Annotated in this window: 15 protein-coding genes; 10 read left to right on the forward strand and 5 right to left on the reverse strand. The window is 73.6% G+C overall.

The window, feature by feature from the left end:
* Window positions 1–24: 24 nt before the first annotated feature.
* The 3 genes from IH54_RS0120625 to IH54_RS0120635 are packed head-to-tail and all read left to right on the forward strand — an operon-like array spanning window position 25 to window position 3,131.
* Window positions 25–1,842, forward strand: a complete 1,818-nt coding sequence (locus IH54_RS0120625) for an albusnodin/ikarugamycin family macrolactam cyclase (protein ID WP_043181678.1) — start codon at window positions 25–27, stop codon at window positions 1,840–1,842.
* Window positions 1,835–2,569, forward strand: a complete 735-nt coding sequence (locus IH54_RS0120630) for a lasso peptide biosynthesis B2 protein (RefSeq protein ID WP_031518835.1) — start codon at window positions 1,835–1,837, stop codon at window positions 2,567–2,569. Before IH54_RS0120625 ends, IH54_RS0120630 begins: the two co-directional genes overlap by 8 nt.
* Window positions 2,570–2,576: 7 nt before the next feature.
* Complete coding sequence (locus tag IH54_RS0120635; RefSeq protein WP_199923425.1) at window positions 2,577–3,131, forward strand: GNAT family N-acetyltransferase; 555 nt, start codon at window positions 2,577–2,579, stop codon at window positions 3,129–3,131.
* A gap of 42 nt (window positions 3,132–3,173) precedes the next feature.
* Here IH54_RS0120635 and IH54_RS47730 read toward each other — a convergent pair whose 3' ends face one another.
* Entirely contained in the window at window positions 3,174–3,299 is a 126-nt protein-coding gene (locus IH54_RS47730; RefSeq protein WP_267965212.1) for a hypothetical protein, read from the reverse strand.
* A 73-nt stretch (window positions 3,300–3,372) separates the two neighbouring features.
* Between IH54_RS47730 and IH54_RS0120645 the strand changes: the two genes are divergently transcribed.
* Window positions 3,373–3,792, forward strand: coding sequence for a DUF5959 family protein (locus tag IH54_RS0120645; RefSeq protein ID WP_031518842.1), 420 nt, complete (start codon window positions 3,373–3,375; stop codon window positions 3,790–3,792).
* 127 nt (window positions 3,793–3,919) lie between these two features.
* Here IH54_RS0120645 and pyrE read toward each other — a convergent pair whose 3' ends face one another.
* Complete coding sequence (gene pyrE, locus IH54_RS0120650; protein WP_031518845.1) at window positions 3,920–4,456, reverse strand: orotate phosphoribosyltransferase; 537 nt, start codon at window positions 4,454–4,456, stop codon at window positions 3,920–3,922.
* A 608-nt stretch (window positions 4,457–5,064) separates the two neighbouring features.
* Between pyrE and IH54_RS45610 the strand changes: the two genes are divergently transcribed.
* A complete protein-coding gene (locus tag IH54_RS45610; protein ID WP_159011966.1) occupies window positions 5,065–6,507 on the forward strand; it encodes a glycoside hydrolase family 16 protein in 1,443 nt (480 codons plus the stop codon).
* A 91-nt stretch (window positions 6,508–6,598) separates the two neighbouring features.
* Here IH54_RS45610 and IH54_RS44685 read toward each other — a convergent pair whose 3' ends face one another.
* Both IH54_RS44685 and IH54_RS0120665 read right to left on the reverse strand, forming a co-directional pair.
* Window positions 6,599–7,039, reverse strand: a complete 441-nt coding sequence (locus IH54_RS44685) for a hypothetical protein (protein WP_031518849.1) — start codon at window positions 7,037–7,039, stop codon at window positions 6,599–6,601.
* 103 nt (window positions 7,040–7,142) lie between these two features.
* Window positions 7,143–8,147, reverse strand: a complete 1,005-nt coding sequence (locus IH54_RS0120665; protein WP_031518852.1) for an NADP-dependent oxidoreductase — start codon at window positions 8,145–8,147, stop codon at window positions 7,143–7,145.
* Between the two features lie 352 nt (window positions 8,148–8,499).
* Between IH54_RS0120665 and IH54_RS0120670 the strand changes: the two genes are divergently transcribed.
* The 4 genes from IH54_RS0120670 (at window position 8,500) to IH54_RS0120685 (ending at window position 14,552) form a co-directional block, all read left to right on the forward strand.
* Window positions 8,500–9,411, forward strand: coding sequence for a LysR family transcriptional regulator (locus IH54_RS0120670; protein ID WP_052397691.1), 912 nt, complete (start codon window positions 8,500–8,502; stop codon window positions 9,409–9,411).
* Between the two features lie 11 nt (window positions 9,412–9,422).
* Window positions 9,423–9,911 (forward strand): pyridoxamine 5'-phosphate oxidase family protein, encoded by a 489-nt coding sequence (locus tag IH54_RS0120675; RefSeq protein ID WP_031518854.1) that lies wholly within the window; start codon window positions 9,423–9,425, stop codon window positions 9,909–9,911.
* 130 nt (window positions 9,912–10,041) lie between these two features.
* Complete coding sequence (locus tag IH54_RS0120680; RefSeq protein WP_031518857.1) at window positions 10,042–10,461, forward strand: hypothetical protein; 420 nt, start codon at window positions 10,042–10,044, stop codon at window positions 10,459–10,461.
* Entirely contained in the window at window positions 10,458–14,552 is a 4,095-nt protein-coding gene (locus IH54_RS0120685; RefSeq protein WP_052397687.1) for a hypothetical protein, read from the forward strand. The genes IH54_RS0120680 and IH54_RS0120685 overlap by 4 nt, the downstream gene beginning before the upstream one ends.
* A 3-nt stretch (window positions 14,553–14,555) precedes the next feature.
* Here the strand turns inward: IH54_RS0120685 and IH54_RS0120690 are convergent, their stop codons facing one another.
* Window positions 14,556–15,401: a C40 family peptidase gene (locus IH54_RS0120690; RefSeq protein ID WP_031518859.1), complete on the reverse strand. Its 846-nt coding sequence runs from the start codon at window positions 15,399–15,401 to the stop codon at window positions 14,556–14,558.
* Between the two features lie 577 nt (window positions 15,402–15,978).
* Between IH54_RS0120690 and IH54_RS0120695 the strand changes: the two genes are divergently transcribed.
* Window positions 15,979–16,338 carry an NADH-quinone oxidoreductase subunit A gene (locus tag IH54_RS0120695; protein WP_031518860.1) on the forward strand — a complete coding sequence of 120 codons (360 nt, stop codon included), beginning with the start codon at window positions 15,979–15,981 and terminating at the stop codon, window positions 16,336–16,338.
* Window positions 16,339–16,352 lie beyond the last annotated feature (14 nt).

Here is a 16,352-nt window from a genome sequence, read left to right on the forward strand (position 1 = left end):
CCCACGTGCTCTTGGGAGGAATCCATGATCTTCGGCGGCTTTAGCGCCACCCCGGTCGCATCGGTGCCACGCCCGGCCGCATCCGTACCGCTTGCACCCGGGTCCAGCGCGTGGCGCCTCGGTGACGGTCCGGCACATGTGCTGACCGCCGAGAGCGGCCCCCGGAGGGTTCTGGTTCTCGGCTGGTGCGGGGCCGAGAAGGCCGAGCTGGCACGCCTGGCCGACGGCGTCCTGCCTGCCGACATCGCGTGGCGCTGGCCGGGCGCCTACGCCGTGGTCGAGGAGGCAACCGCCGCGGCCGTGGTGTACACCGATCCGGCTGCTGCCTGTCCGGTCTACGTGACCCGGTCCGACGACGGCTGGGCCTGGTCCAGCTCCGCGCGACTGCTGGCCGCGCTGACGGGGGCCGCGATCGACACCGAACGTCTGGCCTGCTCGGTGTTCCTCCCCTCCGTGCCCGGCTTGGCGGCGGGGCGGACCTTCTTCGACGGGGTACGCCAACTGCCGCCGGGCTGCCGCGTCGTGCTGCCCGGCGACGGCACTGCCTGGCGGGCTACGACCGTGTGGCGACCCGAGCCGGTGCCTGGTCAACTGCCCGTCAGCCGCTTGCGTGAGGCGCTGGAGAGCGCGGTCGGGCTACGCGCAAACGCGCCGGGACTGACGTCGGACCTGTCCGGCGGACTCGACTCCACCAGCGTTGCGGTGCTGGCCGCCGCCATGGCCGGACAGCGATTGAACGCGGTCACCGTGCACCCGGCCGAGAACCTCGAAGGGGCCGACCTGCGGCACGCCCGCCAGGCGGCCGCCCGCTGGCAGAACCGCATCGCCCACCACCTGCTGCCGCTGTCCGAAGAGCACCTGCCCTACACCGAGGTGGCCGACGCCCCGGCGACCGACGAGCCCGCCCCCTCCACACTCACCCGCGCCCGGCTGGCCGCTCAACTGGACTGGATGCGGGACAAACTAGGAAGCCGAACCCACCTGACCGGCGACGGCGGCGACAGTGTCTTGTTCCAGTCGCCGATCCATCTTGCCGATCTGGTCCGTCACCGGCACCCTCGCCGCGCGGTTTCCGAGGCATTCGGATGGGCTCGTCTCCGTCACGCACCCGTCGCACCACTGCTTCGGGACGCCTACCGCCTCGCCCACACCAGCCGCGACGAGGCTCTGAAGCAGCTCGCTGCGCAGGTCGGTGAGCCGGGACGCGACGACCACGGCAAAGTGGTCTGGTTCCCGCTACTGCCGTTTCCGTCCTGGGGCGAGCCGACCGTCACCCGTATGCTCGTCGCCTCCGCTCACCGTGCCGTCGCTGAGCCGGACCAGTTGGGCGGTCTGGATTTCGCGATACGGGCCGGGATCGACGAGATCCGTGAAGTCGCCCGCTCCGCTGTCGCGGATGCGCAGCTTGCCCGCACCCGTGGCATCGACCTGCACAACCCTTTCCTCGACGGCCTGGTGGTGGACGCGGTGCTGACCACGCCGCTCGCGCGCAGAGCCGCCCTGCATGCATACAAGCCGCACCTGGCATGCGCCATGGCCGATCTGCTGCCGCCCGACACGGCCGCACGCACCACCAAGGGCAGTTTTGACGCCGACCACTTCACCGGTATGCGCGCCAATCTGCCCGAGCTGTCGGGCCTCGCCGACGGCTATCTCGCGGCTCTCGGCATGGTGCACCCGGGCCGTTTCCGTCGACATTTGGCCCAGGCCGCCGCTGGGCTCCCGATGTCGCTGGCCACTCTTGAACAAGCCCTGACCGCCGAAGCGTGGCTCACGGCGCACCATCGCGATCCCGCGCCCGCCTGGACGCGCACTCCCGCAAGGAGCGAGACCCTTGCCTGACCTCGACCTCCTCAGCTTGCCTGGCCACGTCCGCGCCGCCGACTTCGGGCATGTCCTGGTCCTCGTCGACTACAGGACGGGGCAGGTGCAGGGCCTGCTGCCCGCCGCCGCGGCCCGCTTCCGGGACGCCGCTCGCGCCGGCACCGCCCGGCCCCTGGCCGGGCCCCTCGCCGAGGGGATGCTGGCCGCCGGACTCCTTGCCCCCGCGCTGCCAGCCACCACCGCCGAGTGGCCCGTGACCCGGGCTGCCGTCGTGGCCGCGAGTTGGGGCAGCGCCGAACACCCGGCCGGCGTCGTACGCCCTGCCCCCGCCCCCGTCCGTAGCATGCTCGCCGCCGCCGGAGCGCTCGCGGCGGTCGCCGTCGTCAAGGCAGCCGGTGAGCCCGGCACCGCCATGCTCCGCGTCGTGCGTGCTGTCGGGCGGGCGGTGTCAACCTGCCGCCGTCCTGCCACCCCTGAGGAGGCAGAGGCCGCAGTGCGGACGGTCCGTGCCGCCGGGTGGTTCTCCCCGGGGCGTACTGCCTGCCTGGAGGAATCCGCTTCCGTTGCACTGCTGCTGGCAGGGCGTAGCCTCAGTGTCACCTGGTGCCATGGGATCGCCGCTGACCCCGTCCGGCTGCATGCCTGGGTACAAACTGAGGACGGAGCACCGGTAGCCGAACCACCCTCCACGCTCGCCTACACGCCCGTCCTCACCCTCGGAGCACGCCATCACCACCAGCCCTGAGCCGATCATCTGGGTTCGCGACGCCGCCTGCGGCCTCGGTCCCTACCGCGCCGACCTTGTGGACACCTACTGGCGGTGGGAGCAGGACCCCGCGCTGATCGTCGGGTACGGCCGTCAGCAGCCGGAATCCCTGGAAGCCCGCACCGAAGGCATCGCCTCGCAACTCCGTGGAGATAACGTCCGCTTCACCGTCTACGACCTCTCCGGCGCCGAGGAGCCCGTCCCTGCCGGGGTCACCACCTTGCTGCCAGACCATGCCGTCCGTACGGCCGAATACGTGGTGATGCTCGCCCCCGAGGCCCGCGGTAAGGGCTTGGGCACCGCCGCGACTCGCCTGACCTTGGACTATGGCTTTCACGTCACCAATCTGCGGATGATTTGGCTCAAGGTCCTCGCACCCAACAAGGCGGCCGTCCGCGTGTACGAGAAGGCCGGCTTCCGCCCTGCCGGTGTGCTGCGCGAAGGTGGGTACTGGCTCGGCAAGGTGTGCGACGAGCTGGTCATGGACGCGCTTGCCGCCGACTTCTCCGGTCCCTCCGCGGTCATGTCCCTCGTGCCGTGACCGGCCGGGCGCTCAGGGGGTAGTCCCGCTCGCTTCCAGCGGTCAGACCTGGCGGCAGGCGGACGTCGTCCGACCAACAGGCTCCTTGTGCTCGCCGTCGCACGCGGGCACGGGGCCGTACTCGTCGCCGTCGAGGCAGCGGGCGTACTCCGCGAGGGTGCGGTGCACGGGGTGGAGCGTGCGGGGGTGGGGGAGCCGGGTCGTACGATCGGGATCACGTGCGAGCCGGGAGGGGGCCGTCATGGCCGAGGAGCCGATTGACCTGATCCGATTCGAGGGGGACGGGGGCAGTGTCGTCCTGCGGATCAGTGGGAAGGACAAGAACGTCCTGCTGACCGGGGAGTTCGTGGTCGGGACGCCCTTCGTGTCCGGCGGCGTCATGACCCGGATATCCGGGGACGACCTGGGGGAGTGGCAGCAGGCGCTGGACCTGCTGGACACCGGGCACGAGATCTCCTGGCGTGACGGGGCGAACACCCCGGGGCTGTACGTCGAGTTCGACGAGGACGACGGCAAGGGCCGGTGCCACGTCACGGTCAAGGACGCGCGGGCGTCCGGGACCGCGGTGACCGTGCCCGTGGTGCTGGACGACGCCTGGTTCGACGACGCCTACCGCCGCCTCGACCTCGTCCGGGAGTTCCTGGAGCGGCGCGAGGACTGAGGGGCCCTGCTCCGCGCGGCGGAGGCAGGAGGGGCTGCCCGCCGGGCCGAGGAAGACACGCGGATGTCGGGCCGCGGGCCGGCGGGCGGTGGGGCGTGTTGCCGTGGGCCGCGCCGCCCCACCGCGCTCAGGCCGTCGCCCGCAGGTCCGCCGCCGTCAGCAGCGCGTGCAGGCGGATGCCCTCGGCGGCGAGCGCTTCTGAGCCGCCCTGGGCGCGGTCGATGACGCAGAGGGCGGCGTCCACCCGGGCGCCCAGCGCGCGGAGTTCGGCGGTGGACAGCACGATCTGGCCGCCGCTCGTCACCACGTCCTCCACGACGAGCACCCGGCGGCCGGTCACATCGGCTCCCTCGGCGAGCCGGCACGTGCCGTACGCCTTCGCCTCCTTGCGGACGAACGCGCAGGGTATGCCCGTGTGGCGGCCGAGCGCGGTCACGACGGGGATGCCGCCCATCTCCAGCCCGGCGAGCACCTCCGTTCCGGCCGGCACGAGCGGGGCCATGCGACGGGCGATCTCGTCGAGCAGGACGGGGTCGGCCTCGAAGCGGTACTTGTCGAAGTACTCGGTGGCGGTGCGCCCGGACCGCAGCGTGAACTGCCCGGTGAGATGGGCGGCTTCGCGGATCCGGCGGGCGAGGTCGGCGTGCGTCGGAGGAGTGGTCACGGCCCGCTACCTTTCCAGGCCGCCGGGCGCTGCGCCACGTCTGCGCGGGAGGGCGGGGGCCGGTAGGCGGGAGCTGGGGGCGCTCCGGGGCCGTACGCTCCGGGTCTACGGGCCTCGGGGCCGCGCCCGGAACGTGCCGGGCCGGGCCGGGCCGGACTGCGCCGGGATCGTACCCGCCTGGCGGGGGCCGCCTCGCGTCGCGCCGACGCCGTACGCCGGGGGCCGGGGGTCGGGGGCCGCGCCCGGAACGTGCCGGGACCGTACGCTCCGGGTCTCCGGGCCGCGTCGGAGCGTGCCGGGCCGCGCCGGACCATACCCGCCTGGCAGGGGCCGCCTCGCGTCGCGCCGGGGGCCGCGCGGGGTCACGCCGGGACGGTACGCGCGCCGCCGCCGCCCACCGCCCCCGCAGCCCACCGCCCCGCGGCTCGCCCAGCCCCGCCCGGCGCGGCTCCTTCGTGAGCGCCACCACCCGTGCGCGAGATATTGACGTGTGCCTGCCATGGCGCGACACTCCACGGCAGTCAGGTGTCTGAGAGCGCTCTCAGGAAAAGGCCTCGGAGACCTGAGCGACCACCTCCCCCCACCGCCCGGAGAAAGGTCACCCGGCTATGAGCCCGACCACGAGCCCGACCCCGAGAGACCGCGCAACACCCTCCCCACCGCGAGACGTTCGGACCCGCGCCCGGCGCGGCCTCACCGCCGGACTCGGCGCGCTGCTGCTGGCCGTCGGCGCCGCGCTCGGCGTGTCGCTGACCGGCGGGTCTGCGGCGGCAGCCCCGGCGGCCGCCCCCGCCGCCGTGCCGAACCCCCCGGCCGGCTGGACCGCCGTGTTCAGTGACGACTTCAACGGCGCGGCCGGCAGCGGCCTCAACCGCGCGAACTGGCTCTACGACATCGGCACCGGCTACAACTACCCCGGCGCGGCGGGAAATTGGGGCACAGGCGAGATCGAGACGGCCACCGACTCGACCGCCAACGTCTACCAGGACGGCTCCGGGCACCTCGTGATCAAGCCCGTCAAGGACGCCTCCGGGCACTGGACTTCGGGCCGGATCGAGACGCAGCGGACCGACCTCGCCGCGCCCGCGGGCGGCCAGTTGGAGATCAGCGCGTCGCTCAAGCAGCCCGCACCGGCCAGCGGGCTGGGCTACTGGCCCGCCTTCTGGGCGATGGGCGCCGACGCCCGGCCGGTCGGGGCGACGAACTGGCCCGGCATCGGCGAGCTGGACATCATGGAGGACGTCAACGCGCTGAGCCAGCACTCGACGACCTTCCACTGCGGGGTGTGGGCCGGTGAATGCCATGACCCGGACGGCATCAGCAGCGGCCTCCAGCCGTGCGGCGGGTGCCAGAGCGGCTTCCACACGTACTCCGTGATCATCGACCGCACCAACACCTCCGCCGAGCAGTTGCGCTTCGCCCTCGACGGCGCGGTGACGTACACGGTCAACGAGAACCAGGTCTCGACGGCGACCTGGCAGGCCGCCGTCGACCACGGCTTCTTCGCCATCTTCGACGTCGCGATCGGCGGCTCGTACCCGAACAAGGTGTGCGGCTGCACCTCCCCCTCCGCCGATATCAGCTCCGGCGCGGGCATGACGGTCGACTGGATCGCCGTCAACCGCACCACGAGCGGGAGCGGCACCGGCGGTACGTCCACGGGCACCTCGACCGGTACGTCCACCGGCACCAGCACCGGTACGTCGACCGGTACGTCCACCGGCACCAGCACCGGCACCTCCACCGGCACGAGCACCGGCACCACCGGCGGCAGCACGACCGGGCCCGACTACACCGCCGGGGCGGCGACCACCGGCTCCGGGCAGGTGCGGATCACCTTCACCCCGACGACGCCCGCCGCGTACGTCGACGTCCACTACCTCGTCAACGGGGCGGGTCAGCAGAACTTCCGGATGGCCAACAGCGGCGGCACCTGGACGCAGACGGTCAGCGGCCTGTCGCCCGGCACCGTGATCACGTACTGGTTCACGTACGAGAAGAACGGCCCGCAGTACGACACCCCGCACTTCACGTACACCTACACCGGGTAGCGGAGGCGGAGGGCGGGTGTACGGCGGGTACCCCGGGGAACCGGCCGCCGTACCACCGCCGTTCGGCCCGGCGCGGCACCATGCGGCGGTTTCACGCCTGCGCGTTCGCCCGGATCAGGGCCGCGCGGACGAGGGGGATGTCGCGGACGGGGACGGCCAGGGCCCAGGGGGTGGTGGCGGCGGTGAAGGTGAGGAGGGTGTAGCGGCTGAGGGGAACCCCCGGGGTCGCCGCGTGGACGTCGAAGGGCGCTTCGAGGGCGACCGGGGAGCCCCCGGGCCGGGGGCGCATGGTGCGGTGCCAGGCCAACGAGGTGGGGGACGCGGGGTCCAGGACGAGGAGGCCCTGGCGCATACGGCGGTTCTTGTAGGCGTGCGCGGCCACCGCGCGCGCCTCGCCCGCGGCGAAGGCCTCCAGGTCGGCGGCCGCGACCGCCGCGCCCCGCGGGGTGAACTGCCACAGCATCCGCTTCGGGTCACGGAAGACGTCCGAGAACGTCACCGTCCCCGCCGCCCGCCGTACCGCCCTGCCCATCCGCCCGTCCCCCTCCGTGCAGCGACCCTCCCGGAATCATCCCGCCGGGGGGCGGGGGACGGGCGCATTCCGCCACCGCAACCCCCGCCGCCACGGCCACCGCTCACGCGTCGCCCCGCACGATGATCTTCCCGGTGTTCGCGCCGCGCAGCATGCCCAGGAACGCGTCCACGATGTGGTCGAACCCGTCCACCACCGTCTCGTCGAGCGCGAGCCGGCCGGACTGCAGGTGCGGGACGGCGAACGCGTACAACTCCTCCTGCAGTGCGCGGTAGTTGCTGACCAGGAAGCCCTCCATGCGGAGGCTCTTCTCCACGATCCGCACGTGGTCGACGGGGGGCGGGGGCGCGTCCGGGGTGTTGTAGCGGCTGATGGTGCCGACCCGGACGATGCGGCCGAACTCGCGCAACGCACCGACCGCGGCGGCCAGTTGGTCGCCGCCGACGTTGTCGACGAAGACGTCGAAGCCGTCGGGCGCGGCCTCCGCGAGGAGGGCGGCGGCGGGGCCGGCGTGGTGGTCGAAAGCCGCGTCGTAGCCGACCTCCCGGGTCAGGTGGGCGACCTTCGCGGCCGAGCCCGCGCTGCCGACGAGCCGGCCGGCCCCCAGCAGTCGGGCGAAGCGGCCGGTGGCCGTGCCGACGCCGCCGGCCGCGGCGGACACGAAGAGGTCGTCACCCGCGCGGAGTTGGGCGATGCGGGTGAGGCCGACGTAGGCGGTCAGCCCGGTGCCGCCGAGGACGCTCAGGAAGGCGGTCAGGGGAACGCCGTCGAAGCGGGGGAGCCTGCGGATCTCCTCGGGGCGGACGACGGAGTGCGTACGCCAGCCGCGCCGGTGGAAGACGATCTCGCCCTCCGCCAGCTCCGGCGTCCGCGAGGCGACGACGCGCCCGAGGGCCCGGCCTTCGAGCGGTGCGTGCAGCGCGAAGCCGCCGGGCACGTCGTCCATCAGCTCGCGGTGGTAAGGGTCGACGGACCAGTAGAGGTTCGCCACGAGCGCGGTGCCGGGCGCGGGGGCGGGGACCGCCGACTCGACGAAGGCGAAATCCCCGGCGGTGGGGAAGCCGTGGGGGCGGGCGGTCTGCTGGACGGTGATCGCGTGCTCGCTCATGGCTGGACGGTAGGCCGGGAATGGCGCCCCGGGGCAGCCGGTTGGGCTCATACGACGGCCCGTTCCATGAGCGGTTCTCATACGTGCGGGACTCGGCGTACGGGTCCCGCGCCCGGTCCCGTACGCCCAGACCCCGGTCCCCCGTGCGGGGCGAACCCCGCACGCGCCCCGCACCGTCCGAGCCCCGCCCCGTCCGAGCCCCGCACCGTCCGAACCCCGCAACCCCCGAGGTGAGCGCCCCGTGCCGCGTACGCCCGACCGCGGCACCGACCGCGGCACCGACCGCTCCTCCGAGCCCGGCACCCCCGCCCGCCCCGGCGGAGCCACCCGCACCGACCTCGCCCCGCACGAGCTGCGCGTCCTCGTCGCGGTCGCGGACACCGGAGGTTTCTCGGCGGCGGCCGGCGCGCTCGGCCTCACCCAGTCCGCGGTCTCCCACTCGGTCCGCGGCAGCGAGCGCAAGATCGGCGCCGTCCTCTTCGACCGCGGCCGCCGCGGGGCGAGCCCCACCGCGGCGGGGGAGAAGGCGGTGGCGCACGCCCGCCGCATCCTGCGCCTGCTGGACGTGCTCGCCGCCGAGGCGAGAGGGGCCGCCCGGCCGGAGAGCCCGCGCGGCCCGCTGCGGATCGCGGCCTTCCGGAGCACCGCGCTGCACCTGCTGCCGCCGGTCCTGGAGCGGCTGCGCGCGCGGCACCCGGAGATCGAGCCGCGGGTGCGGATCGTCCGCGAGGTCGGGCGCGGCACGGCGGGCGAGGTGGCCGACGGGCGGGCGGACCTCGCCCTCGCCACCCTGGACGGGGCGCGGCTGCCCGCCGGGCTGGTGGCGGGCGGGCTCTTCGAGGAGAGCTACAGCCTGGTGCACCCGGCCGGACACCCGGCCCCGCGCTCGCTGCCGCTCGTCGACTGGGCCGAGAACTGCGGCTCGTACACCCGCGCCTGGTGGGATGCGCAGGACTGGATCCCGCGGGCCACGGTCGAGGCCGAGGACGACGGGGCGGTGCTCTCGCTCGTGGGCGGGGGCCACGGGATGGCGATCATGCCCGCCCTCTCACTGGCCGGCGCCCCGGATTCGGTCGAGGTCACCGACCTCGGCCCGCGCCGTCCGACCCGCCGGATCGGCTACGTGACCACGCCGGAACTCGCCGCCTCCGCCGCCGTACGCGCCCTGGTGCGTGAGCTGCGGGCCGCCGTGCCCTGCCGTCGGGACGCGCCCCCGTACGGCGTACGCCCGAGGACCGATGTGCCCGGCGGGCGGCGCGGATAGCGTCAGCGCACATGACGACGAACGAGACCACCCCCGGGAACGGGAACGGCAACGGCCCGCGCACCCGCGCCGAGCGCAAGGCGAACGCCCTCCGGATCCTCGCCGAGGAGCTGGACGTGTGGGTCGCGACGGCGGACCCCGCGGGCGGCGGCCCGACGCTGATGCCGCTCACGTTCTGGTGGGACGGCGAGGCCGTGTGGCTCTCGACGCGGCCGGCCAACCCCACCGGCGCGAACCTCAGGGCGTCCGGCACCGTCCGGCTGTGCTTCGGGACGACGCGGGACGTCGTGCACGTCGAGGGCGATGTCACCGCCTTCACCGCGGACGAGCTCCCGCCCGGCGTCGGCGACTCCTTCGCCGCCAAGGACGGCTGGGACCCGCGCAAGGACCCGGAACCGTACGACTTCTTCCGCGTCGCCCCGCGGCAGCTGCGGGCCTGGGGGACGGTCCCCGAGCTCAGGGACCGCCTCCTCATGAAGGGCGGCCGCTGGCTCGTCTGAACTCCGCGTGCCCCAGCTGCCCGTGGAGATCTGGTGCACGGGCCGTCGACATCGCACCGGTGTCGGACCCCTGACCTACAGTGAGAGACCGTCAGATTCCGGATAGGTGATCGGACAGCAGGGGGCAGACATGGATCCGCAGCTCGCCGCATTGTCGGCCGGTGCAAGCAGCACCCTGGTCACGCTCATGGTCACCGACGGCTGGCAGCAGGCGCGGGACGGAGCTGTGCGCCTGTGGCGGCAGTTCCGGCCCGAGAGGGCCGAGGGTGTCGCGGCGGACCTCGACACCGCGCGCGCCGCCGTCGTACAGGGCCGGGCCGTGGGGGCGCCGGTCGACGAGGCGGCCCTGCGCGGGGAATGGGCCTACCGGATAGTGGAGTTGCTCGCCGCGCAGCCCGACGCCGAGGCGGCGCTGCGGGCGGTCCTCGCCGACTGGGAGGCGGCGGCCCGCGGGCAGGCGGTGAGCGGCGGCATCCACCAGGATGCGCGTGCGACCGGCAGCGGCCGCGTCTACCAGGCCGGCCGCGACCAGCACATCACCGAGCGGTGACCACCGGGGAGGGACCGGTCCGGCCCGGCGGGGAACCGCGCGGTGACGGGGGGCCGGACAGCGGGCCGCAGCCGTTCGTCCCGTACGCCCGCGCCTCGGACGAAGCGCGCGTCTACCAGGCGGGCCGCGACCAGTACATCGTCGAGGTACGCGACCTGCGGGCCACCTTCGTCATGGCCGAGGGCCGCCTCCACCGGGTCGGCCGGCCCGCGGCGGACGACGCGTGCCCGTATCCCGGCCTGGAGCCGTTCGGACTCGACCAGGCCGACTGGTATTTCGGGCGCGAGCGGCTGGTCGCCGATCTGGTCGCACGGCTGGACGGCGGCGTCGCCGACCGTGCCCCGCTGGTCGTCGTCGCGCCCTCGGGCGCGGGCAAGTCCTCGCTGCTGCGGGCCGGCCTGCTGCCCGCGATCGGGCGCGGCGACCTGCCCGCGGCGGGCTCGCGGCACTGGCGGCGGCTGGTCTTCACCCCCACCCACAGCCCGATGCGGGCCCTGGCCGCCCACTTCGCCGTGCTGACCGGCGACCCCGCCGCCGCGGCTCCGGGGGAGTGGCGGGAGGCCGACCGCGACACCCGCCGGGCCGCCCTGCGCCGGGCGCTCAGCCGCACAGACCCGCGTACGGACCCGCGGAGCGAGCCGCGTACGGACCCGCGCACCGACCCGCGTAAGGGCCCCCGTACCGCGCCGCGCACCGGCGCCCGCGTCATCGTCGTCGTCGACCAGCTCGAAGAGATCTTCACGCAGTGCGCGGACGAGGCCGAGCGGCGGGCCTTCGTCGACGAGCTGGCGTGGCTCGCGGACCCACGGGACGGGCAGGAACCGCTCGGCCTCGTCGTCCTGGGTCTGCGGGCCGACTTCTACGCGCAGTGCGCCGCCTACCCGTGGCTGCGCGGCGCGGTGCAGGGCAACCAGGTCTTCCTGGGGCCGATGTCCCCCGCCGAACTGCGGGACGCCATCGTGTTGCCCGCCCAGCGGGTCGGCCTCATGGTCGAGGCGGGTCTGCCCGAGGTGCTGCTGCGGGATCTGGGCGCGTCCGGCGTGGAGCCGGAGCGCCCGGGCGGGCGCGGTGGGAGCGCCGAGAGCCCCGGGGACTACGAGGCGGGCCGGCTGCCGCTGCTGGCCCACGCGCTGCGCACCACCTGGACGCGGCGTGACGGCGGTGTGCTGACCGTCCGCGGCTACCAGGAGACCGGCGGCATCGAGCACGCGGTGACCGACACCGCCGAGCGCGCCTTCGCCCGGCTCGGCCGGGAGGCCGAAGGCAACGGAGGCCCCGGGAGCAACGGAGGCACCTGGAACAACGGAGGCCCCGGGAGCGGCTGGAACCCCGAACGCCCAGGTCCCCCGACTGGCCCCGGGGAGCCCGGGAGCGCCTACCGCGACGCCGCGCGCAGCGTCTTCCTCCGGCTGGTCACCGTCACCGAGGGCGCCGAGCCCTCCCGGCGGCGCGTCCCGCGCGACGACCTGCTGCGCTTCGAGGCCGACCCGCGGGCCGCGCGCACCGTCCTCGACACCTTCACCGTGGCGCGGCTGCTGACGCAGGACCGGGACACCGTCGCCATCACCCACGAGGTGCTGCTGCGGGCGTGGCCGCGGCTCAAGGGCTGGCTCGACGACGACCGGGTCGGCAGCGTCGTACGGCAGGAGCTGCGCGAGGCCGCCTACGCGTGGCAGCGGGCAGGCCGCCCGAGCGACCTGCTCTACCCGGCGAGCCGGCTGGAGGCGGTGAAGGGCGCGGTCGCCGCCGCCCCCTCCAACCGCGCCGCCGCCCCCGGCGCCGACCGGACGGCCGAGGCCTTCGTCGCCGCCTCCACCGCCCGCGTCAAACGCACGGCCCGCGTCCGCCGCGCCGTCACCGCCGTGCTGGTCACCCTCGCCCTGCTGGCCAGCGGCGCCGCCACGCTCGCCTTCGAGCAGCGCGGCAAGGCCCTGGACGAGCGGAACACCGCGATCTTCAGCCAGATCACCGCGGAGGCCGACCGGCTGCGCGCCACCGACACCTCGCTCGCCGCGCAACTCGACCTGGTCGCGTACCGGATGCGCCCCGGCGACGACCTCCGGGCGCACCTGATCACCAGCGCCGAGCAGCCGCTGTCCACACCGCTCGCCTCGGGCATCGGCGGCATCGTCTCGGTGGCGGTCGCGAAGGACGGGCGCACGATGGCCACCGGCAGCAGCAGCAACGCGATCCAGCTGTGGAACATCACCGACCCGGTGCACCCGGCGAAACTGGGCCCGCCGGTCAAGGTCAACGCCGACATCACCGAGTCCCTGGCGTTCAGTCCGGACGGCCGCACGCTCGCCGCGGGCGGCAACGACACGACGGTCCGGCTCTGGGACGTCACCTCCCCGGCGCATCCGGTGCCGCTGGGCAAGCCGCTGGCGGGCCACGACGACACGGTCGGCGCCGTGGCGTTCAGCCCGGACGGGCGCGTGCTGGCCAGTGGCAGCGCCGACGGGACGATCCAGCTGTGGAGCATGGCCGACCCCGTCCACCCGGCGCCGCTCGGCGTGCCGCTGACCGGGCACACCGACGCGGTCGACGCGGTGGCGTTCAGCCCGGACGGCCGCACGCTGGCCAGCGGCAGCTTCGACCACTCGGTCCGGCTGTGGAACGTGGCCGCTCCGGCGCACGCGGCGGCGCTGGGCAAGCCCCTGTACGGGCACGGCGCCAACATCGTGGCGTCGGTGGCGTTCAGCCCGGACGGGCACACCCTGGCCAGCGGCGGCGACACCCGGGTGCGGCTGTGGAACACGACCGATCCGGCCCATGTCGTCATGCTGGGCGAACTCCTCGGGCAGAAGGGGAACATCACCTCGGTGGCCTTCAGCCGGAGCGGCCAGACCCTGGCCAGCGCCAGCTACGACGGCTCGATCGACCTGTGGAACGTCACCTACCCGGACAGCGCGGTCTTCCGCGGCACCCCCCTCGTCGGCCACACGGGAGCGGTCCTCGGGGTCGCCTTCACGCAGGGCGGCGGCGCCCTGGTCAGCGGCGGCGCCGACGGCACGGTGCGGGTGTGGACCTTCCCCCAGCGGATCCTCACGTCCTCCAGCCGCTCCCTGGACAGCCTCGTGTTCAGCCCGGACGGCCACACGATGGCCACTGCCGGCACCGACGGCAAGGTCCGGCTGTGGGACGTGAGCGACCCGGCCCGTACGACCGCGCTCGGAGTGCCCCCGGCCGTCGCCGCCCCCGCGTCGGTGCGGTCGCTGGCGTTCAGCGCCGACGGAAAGGTGCTGGCCGGCGGCAGTTTGACCAACGCAGACGTGGAGCTGTGGGACACCGCGAACCCGTCCCGCCCCACCCTGCTGGGCATGAAGCTGAACACGGGGATGGACCACGTGTCGTCCGTGGCGTTCAGCCCGAGCGGCCGGACGCTGGCCGTCGGCGGGGTGGACTCCCGTATCGAACTCTGGGACCTGACCGACTCGGCGGCCCCGGTGCCGCTGGGCAAGCCGCTGACCGGCTTCAACAACGGCACCGCCAAGGTGGCGTTCAGCCCGGACGGGCGGACGCTCGCGAGCGCGAACGGCGACAAGAGGGTCCGGCTGTGGGACGTCAGCGACCCCGCCCGCGCGCACGCCCTCGGCAAGCCGCTCACCGGCCACACCGGGCTCGTCCTGTCGGTCGCGTTCAGTCCGGACGGCCGCACGCTGGCCAGCGGCGGCTACGACAGCACCGTCCGGCTGTGGGACGTCAGCGACCCGGCCCGCGCGCACGCCCTCGGCAAGCCGCTGACCGGCCACACCACCCCGGTGGGCACGGTGGCGTTCAGTCCGGACGGCCGCACGCTGGCGAGCGGCGGTTACAGCGACGGCGCGATCCGGCTGTGGGACGTGAGCGACCCGGCCCGCGCCCGTGCCCGGGGCGGGCCGCTCGCCGGGATGTACGGCACGGTCAGCTCGGTCGCGTTCCCCCGCGACGGCCGGCTGGCCGGCGCGGGGGAGGACGGCGTGATCCGGCTGTGGGACCTGGACGCCGAGCACGCCGCGCGGTGGATCTGCTCCACCACCCGCGACGTGCTCACCGCCCAGCAGTGGAAGAAGTACATCCCGCAACTTCCCTACGACCCGCCCTGCGGGTGAGTGTCACAGGACGCGGACGGCCCAGTCCGGCTCGGAGTAGGTCAGCGGCTTGATGCCCACCGGGGAGGACGGGTTGGCCGCGTCCAGGTACTTGCCGTCGCCGATGTAGACGCCCACGTGGTAGGCGCTGCCCTCGCCGCCCCAGAAGAGGAGGTCGCCGGCGCGCAGGGAGTTCAGCGAGACGGGGGTGCCCACCGTCGACTGCTCCTGCGAGGTGCGCGGCAGCGAGATGCCGACCGTGGCGTACGCGGTCTGGGTCAGGCCCGAGCAGTCGTACGACGAGGGGCCGGTGGCGCCGTAGACGTACGGCTTGCCGATCTGCGCCTTCAGGAACGAGATGAGCTTGTCGACCTTGGAGGCGGACGGTGCGGCGGCGCTCGACGAGGACGAGGAGGAGGAAGAGGAGCCGGTCGCGGTGAGCTTCGCGCGCTTGGCGCTGCGCGAGGCGGCGAGCGCGGTCGCGGTGGCCCGCGCCTTCGCGGCCTTCGCGGCGACGGCGGCCTTGTGCCTGGCCGAGGCGGCGGCAGCGGCGGTGGTCGCGGCGTGCTCGCGGGCGGCGGCCAGGGTGTGGGCGAGTGCGTTCTGCGCCACGGCGTCGGACGCCTGCCGGGCGGTCACCGCGGTGGAGAGCGGTGCGGCGCCGCGGGCGGTCGGCGTCGAGGCGTCGGGACGCCCGTGGTTGTCGGCGAGGGCGGGTGCGCCCGCGCCGCCGAGTGCGATGGCGCTGACGACACCGCCGACGAGTCCGGCCCTGCGCGTCCAGTTGGGGCGCGCCGAGGCGGCGTGCCGTCGGCGGCCGCTATGGGACGGGGCGGCCGCGGGGGATATCTGCGGTCTGTTCTGGGACATGCGTCTCTGGCTATCAGGAACGAATGGTTCCGTTCAAGAAAGGTGGGATGCGCCACAGTTGACGTGGGCACGGCTCAAATGCCCGTTTCGTGATCTTGGTCTTCCGCCGGTTTGACGCACTTTCACATCAGTGGCCCGATTTGTGCTCGTGCACGCTTTCACGCGGCCGATTCCCTGCCTCCGGGCGGGCGGGCGACGCCCCTCCCGGTGTCCGTCCGCGCGCTATCACGCGGTCGCGTCCAACTCCAATTTGCCCGCCCCCACCCTCACTTGATAATGAACCCACCCCTCTGACCAGCGAGAATTAACAGGGATGTGACATGAAGTGATCGTTTGGGAGTGATCCGCCTCAAGATCACCGCTCATCCGACTTCATGATCATTGATCGGGTGGTGGAGATCACAAAGGTGAGCCGGTACCCCGTGTCGCAGATCACAGACCGGGAGGCATAGGATGCAGGCGACTTGGGCTTGTGAACTGCCTCACATAGACGCGATCTTGGTCGACGGGTGAGGCGGCTCACACCGAAGTCGGTCCGTACATGTCAGTCACTGCCGACTGGAAGGAGCGGGGGACGGTGAACGCCTACGCGCCCATTCTCGTGCTGGGGGGCATCGCGGCCGGCTTCGCGATCTTCTCCGTTTTCATGGCCTCGATCATCGGGCCGAAACGGTACAACCGGGCCAAGTTGGAAGCGTACGAGTGCGGCATCGAGCCCACTCCGCAACCGGCCGGCGGCGGGCGCTTCCCGATCAAGTACTACCTGACGGCGATGCTCTTCATCGTCTTCGACATCGAGATCGTCTTCCTCTACCCCTGGGCCGTCACCTTCGACCGCCTGGGGATGTTCGGGCTCGTGGAGATGCTCCTCTTCGTGCTCACCGTCTTCGTCGCCTACGCCTACGTGTGGCGGCGCGGCGGCCTGGAATGGGACTAGGGACCGAGGGGACA

It is taken from the genome of Streptomyces sp. NRRL F-5123 (assembly GCF_000721495.1).
Classification (GTDB): domain Bacteria; phylum Actinomycetota; class Actinomycetes; order Streptomycetales; family Streptomycetaceae; genus Actinacidiphila.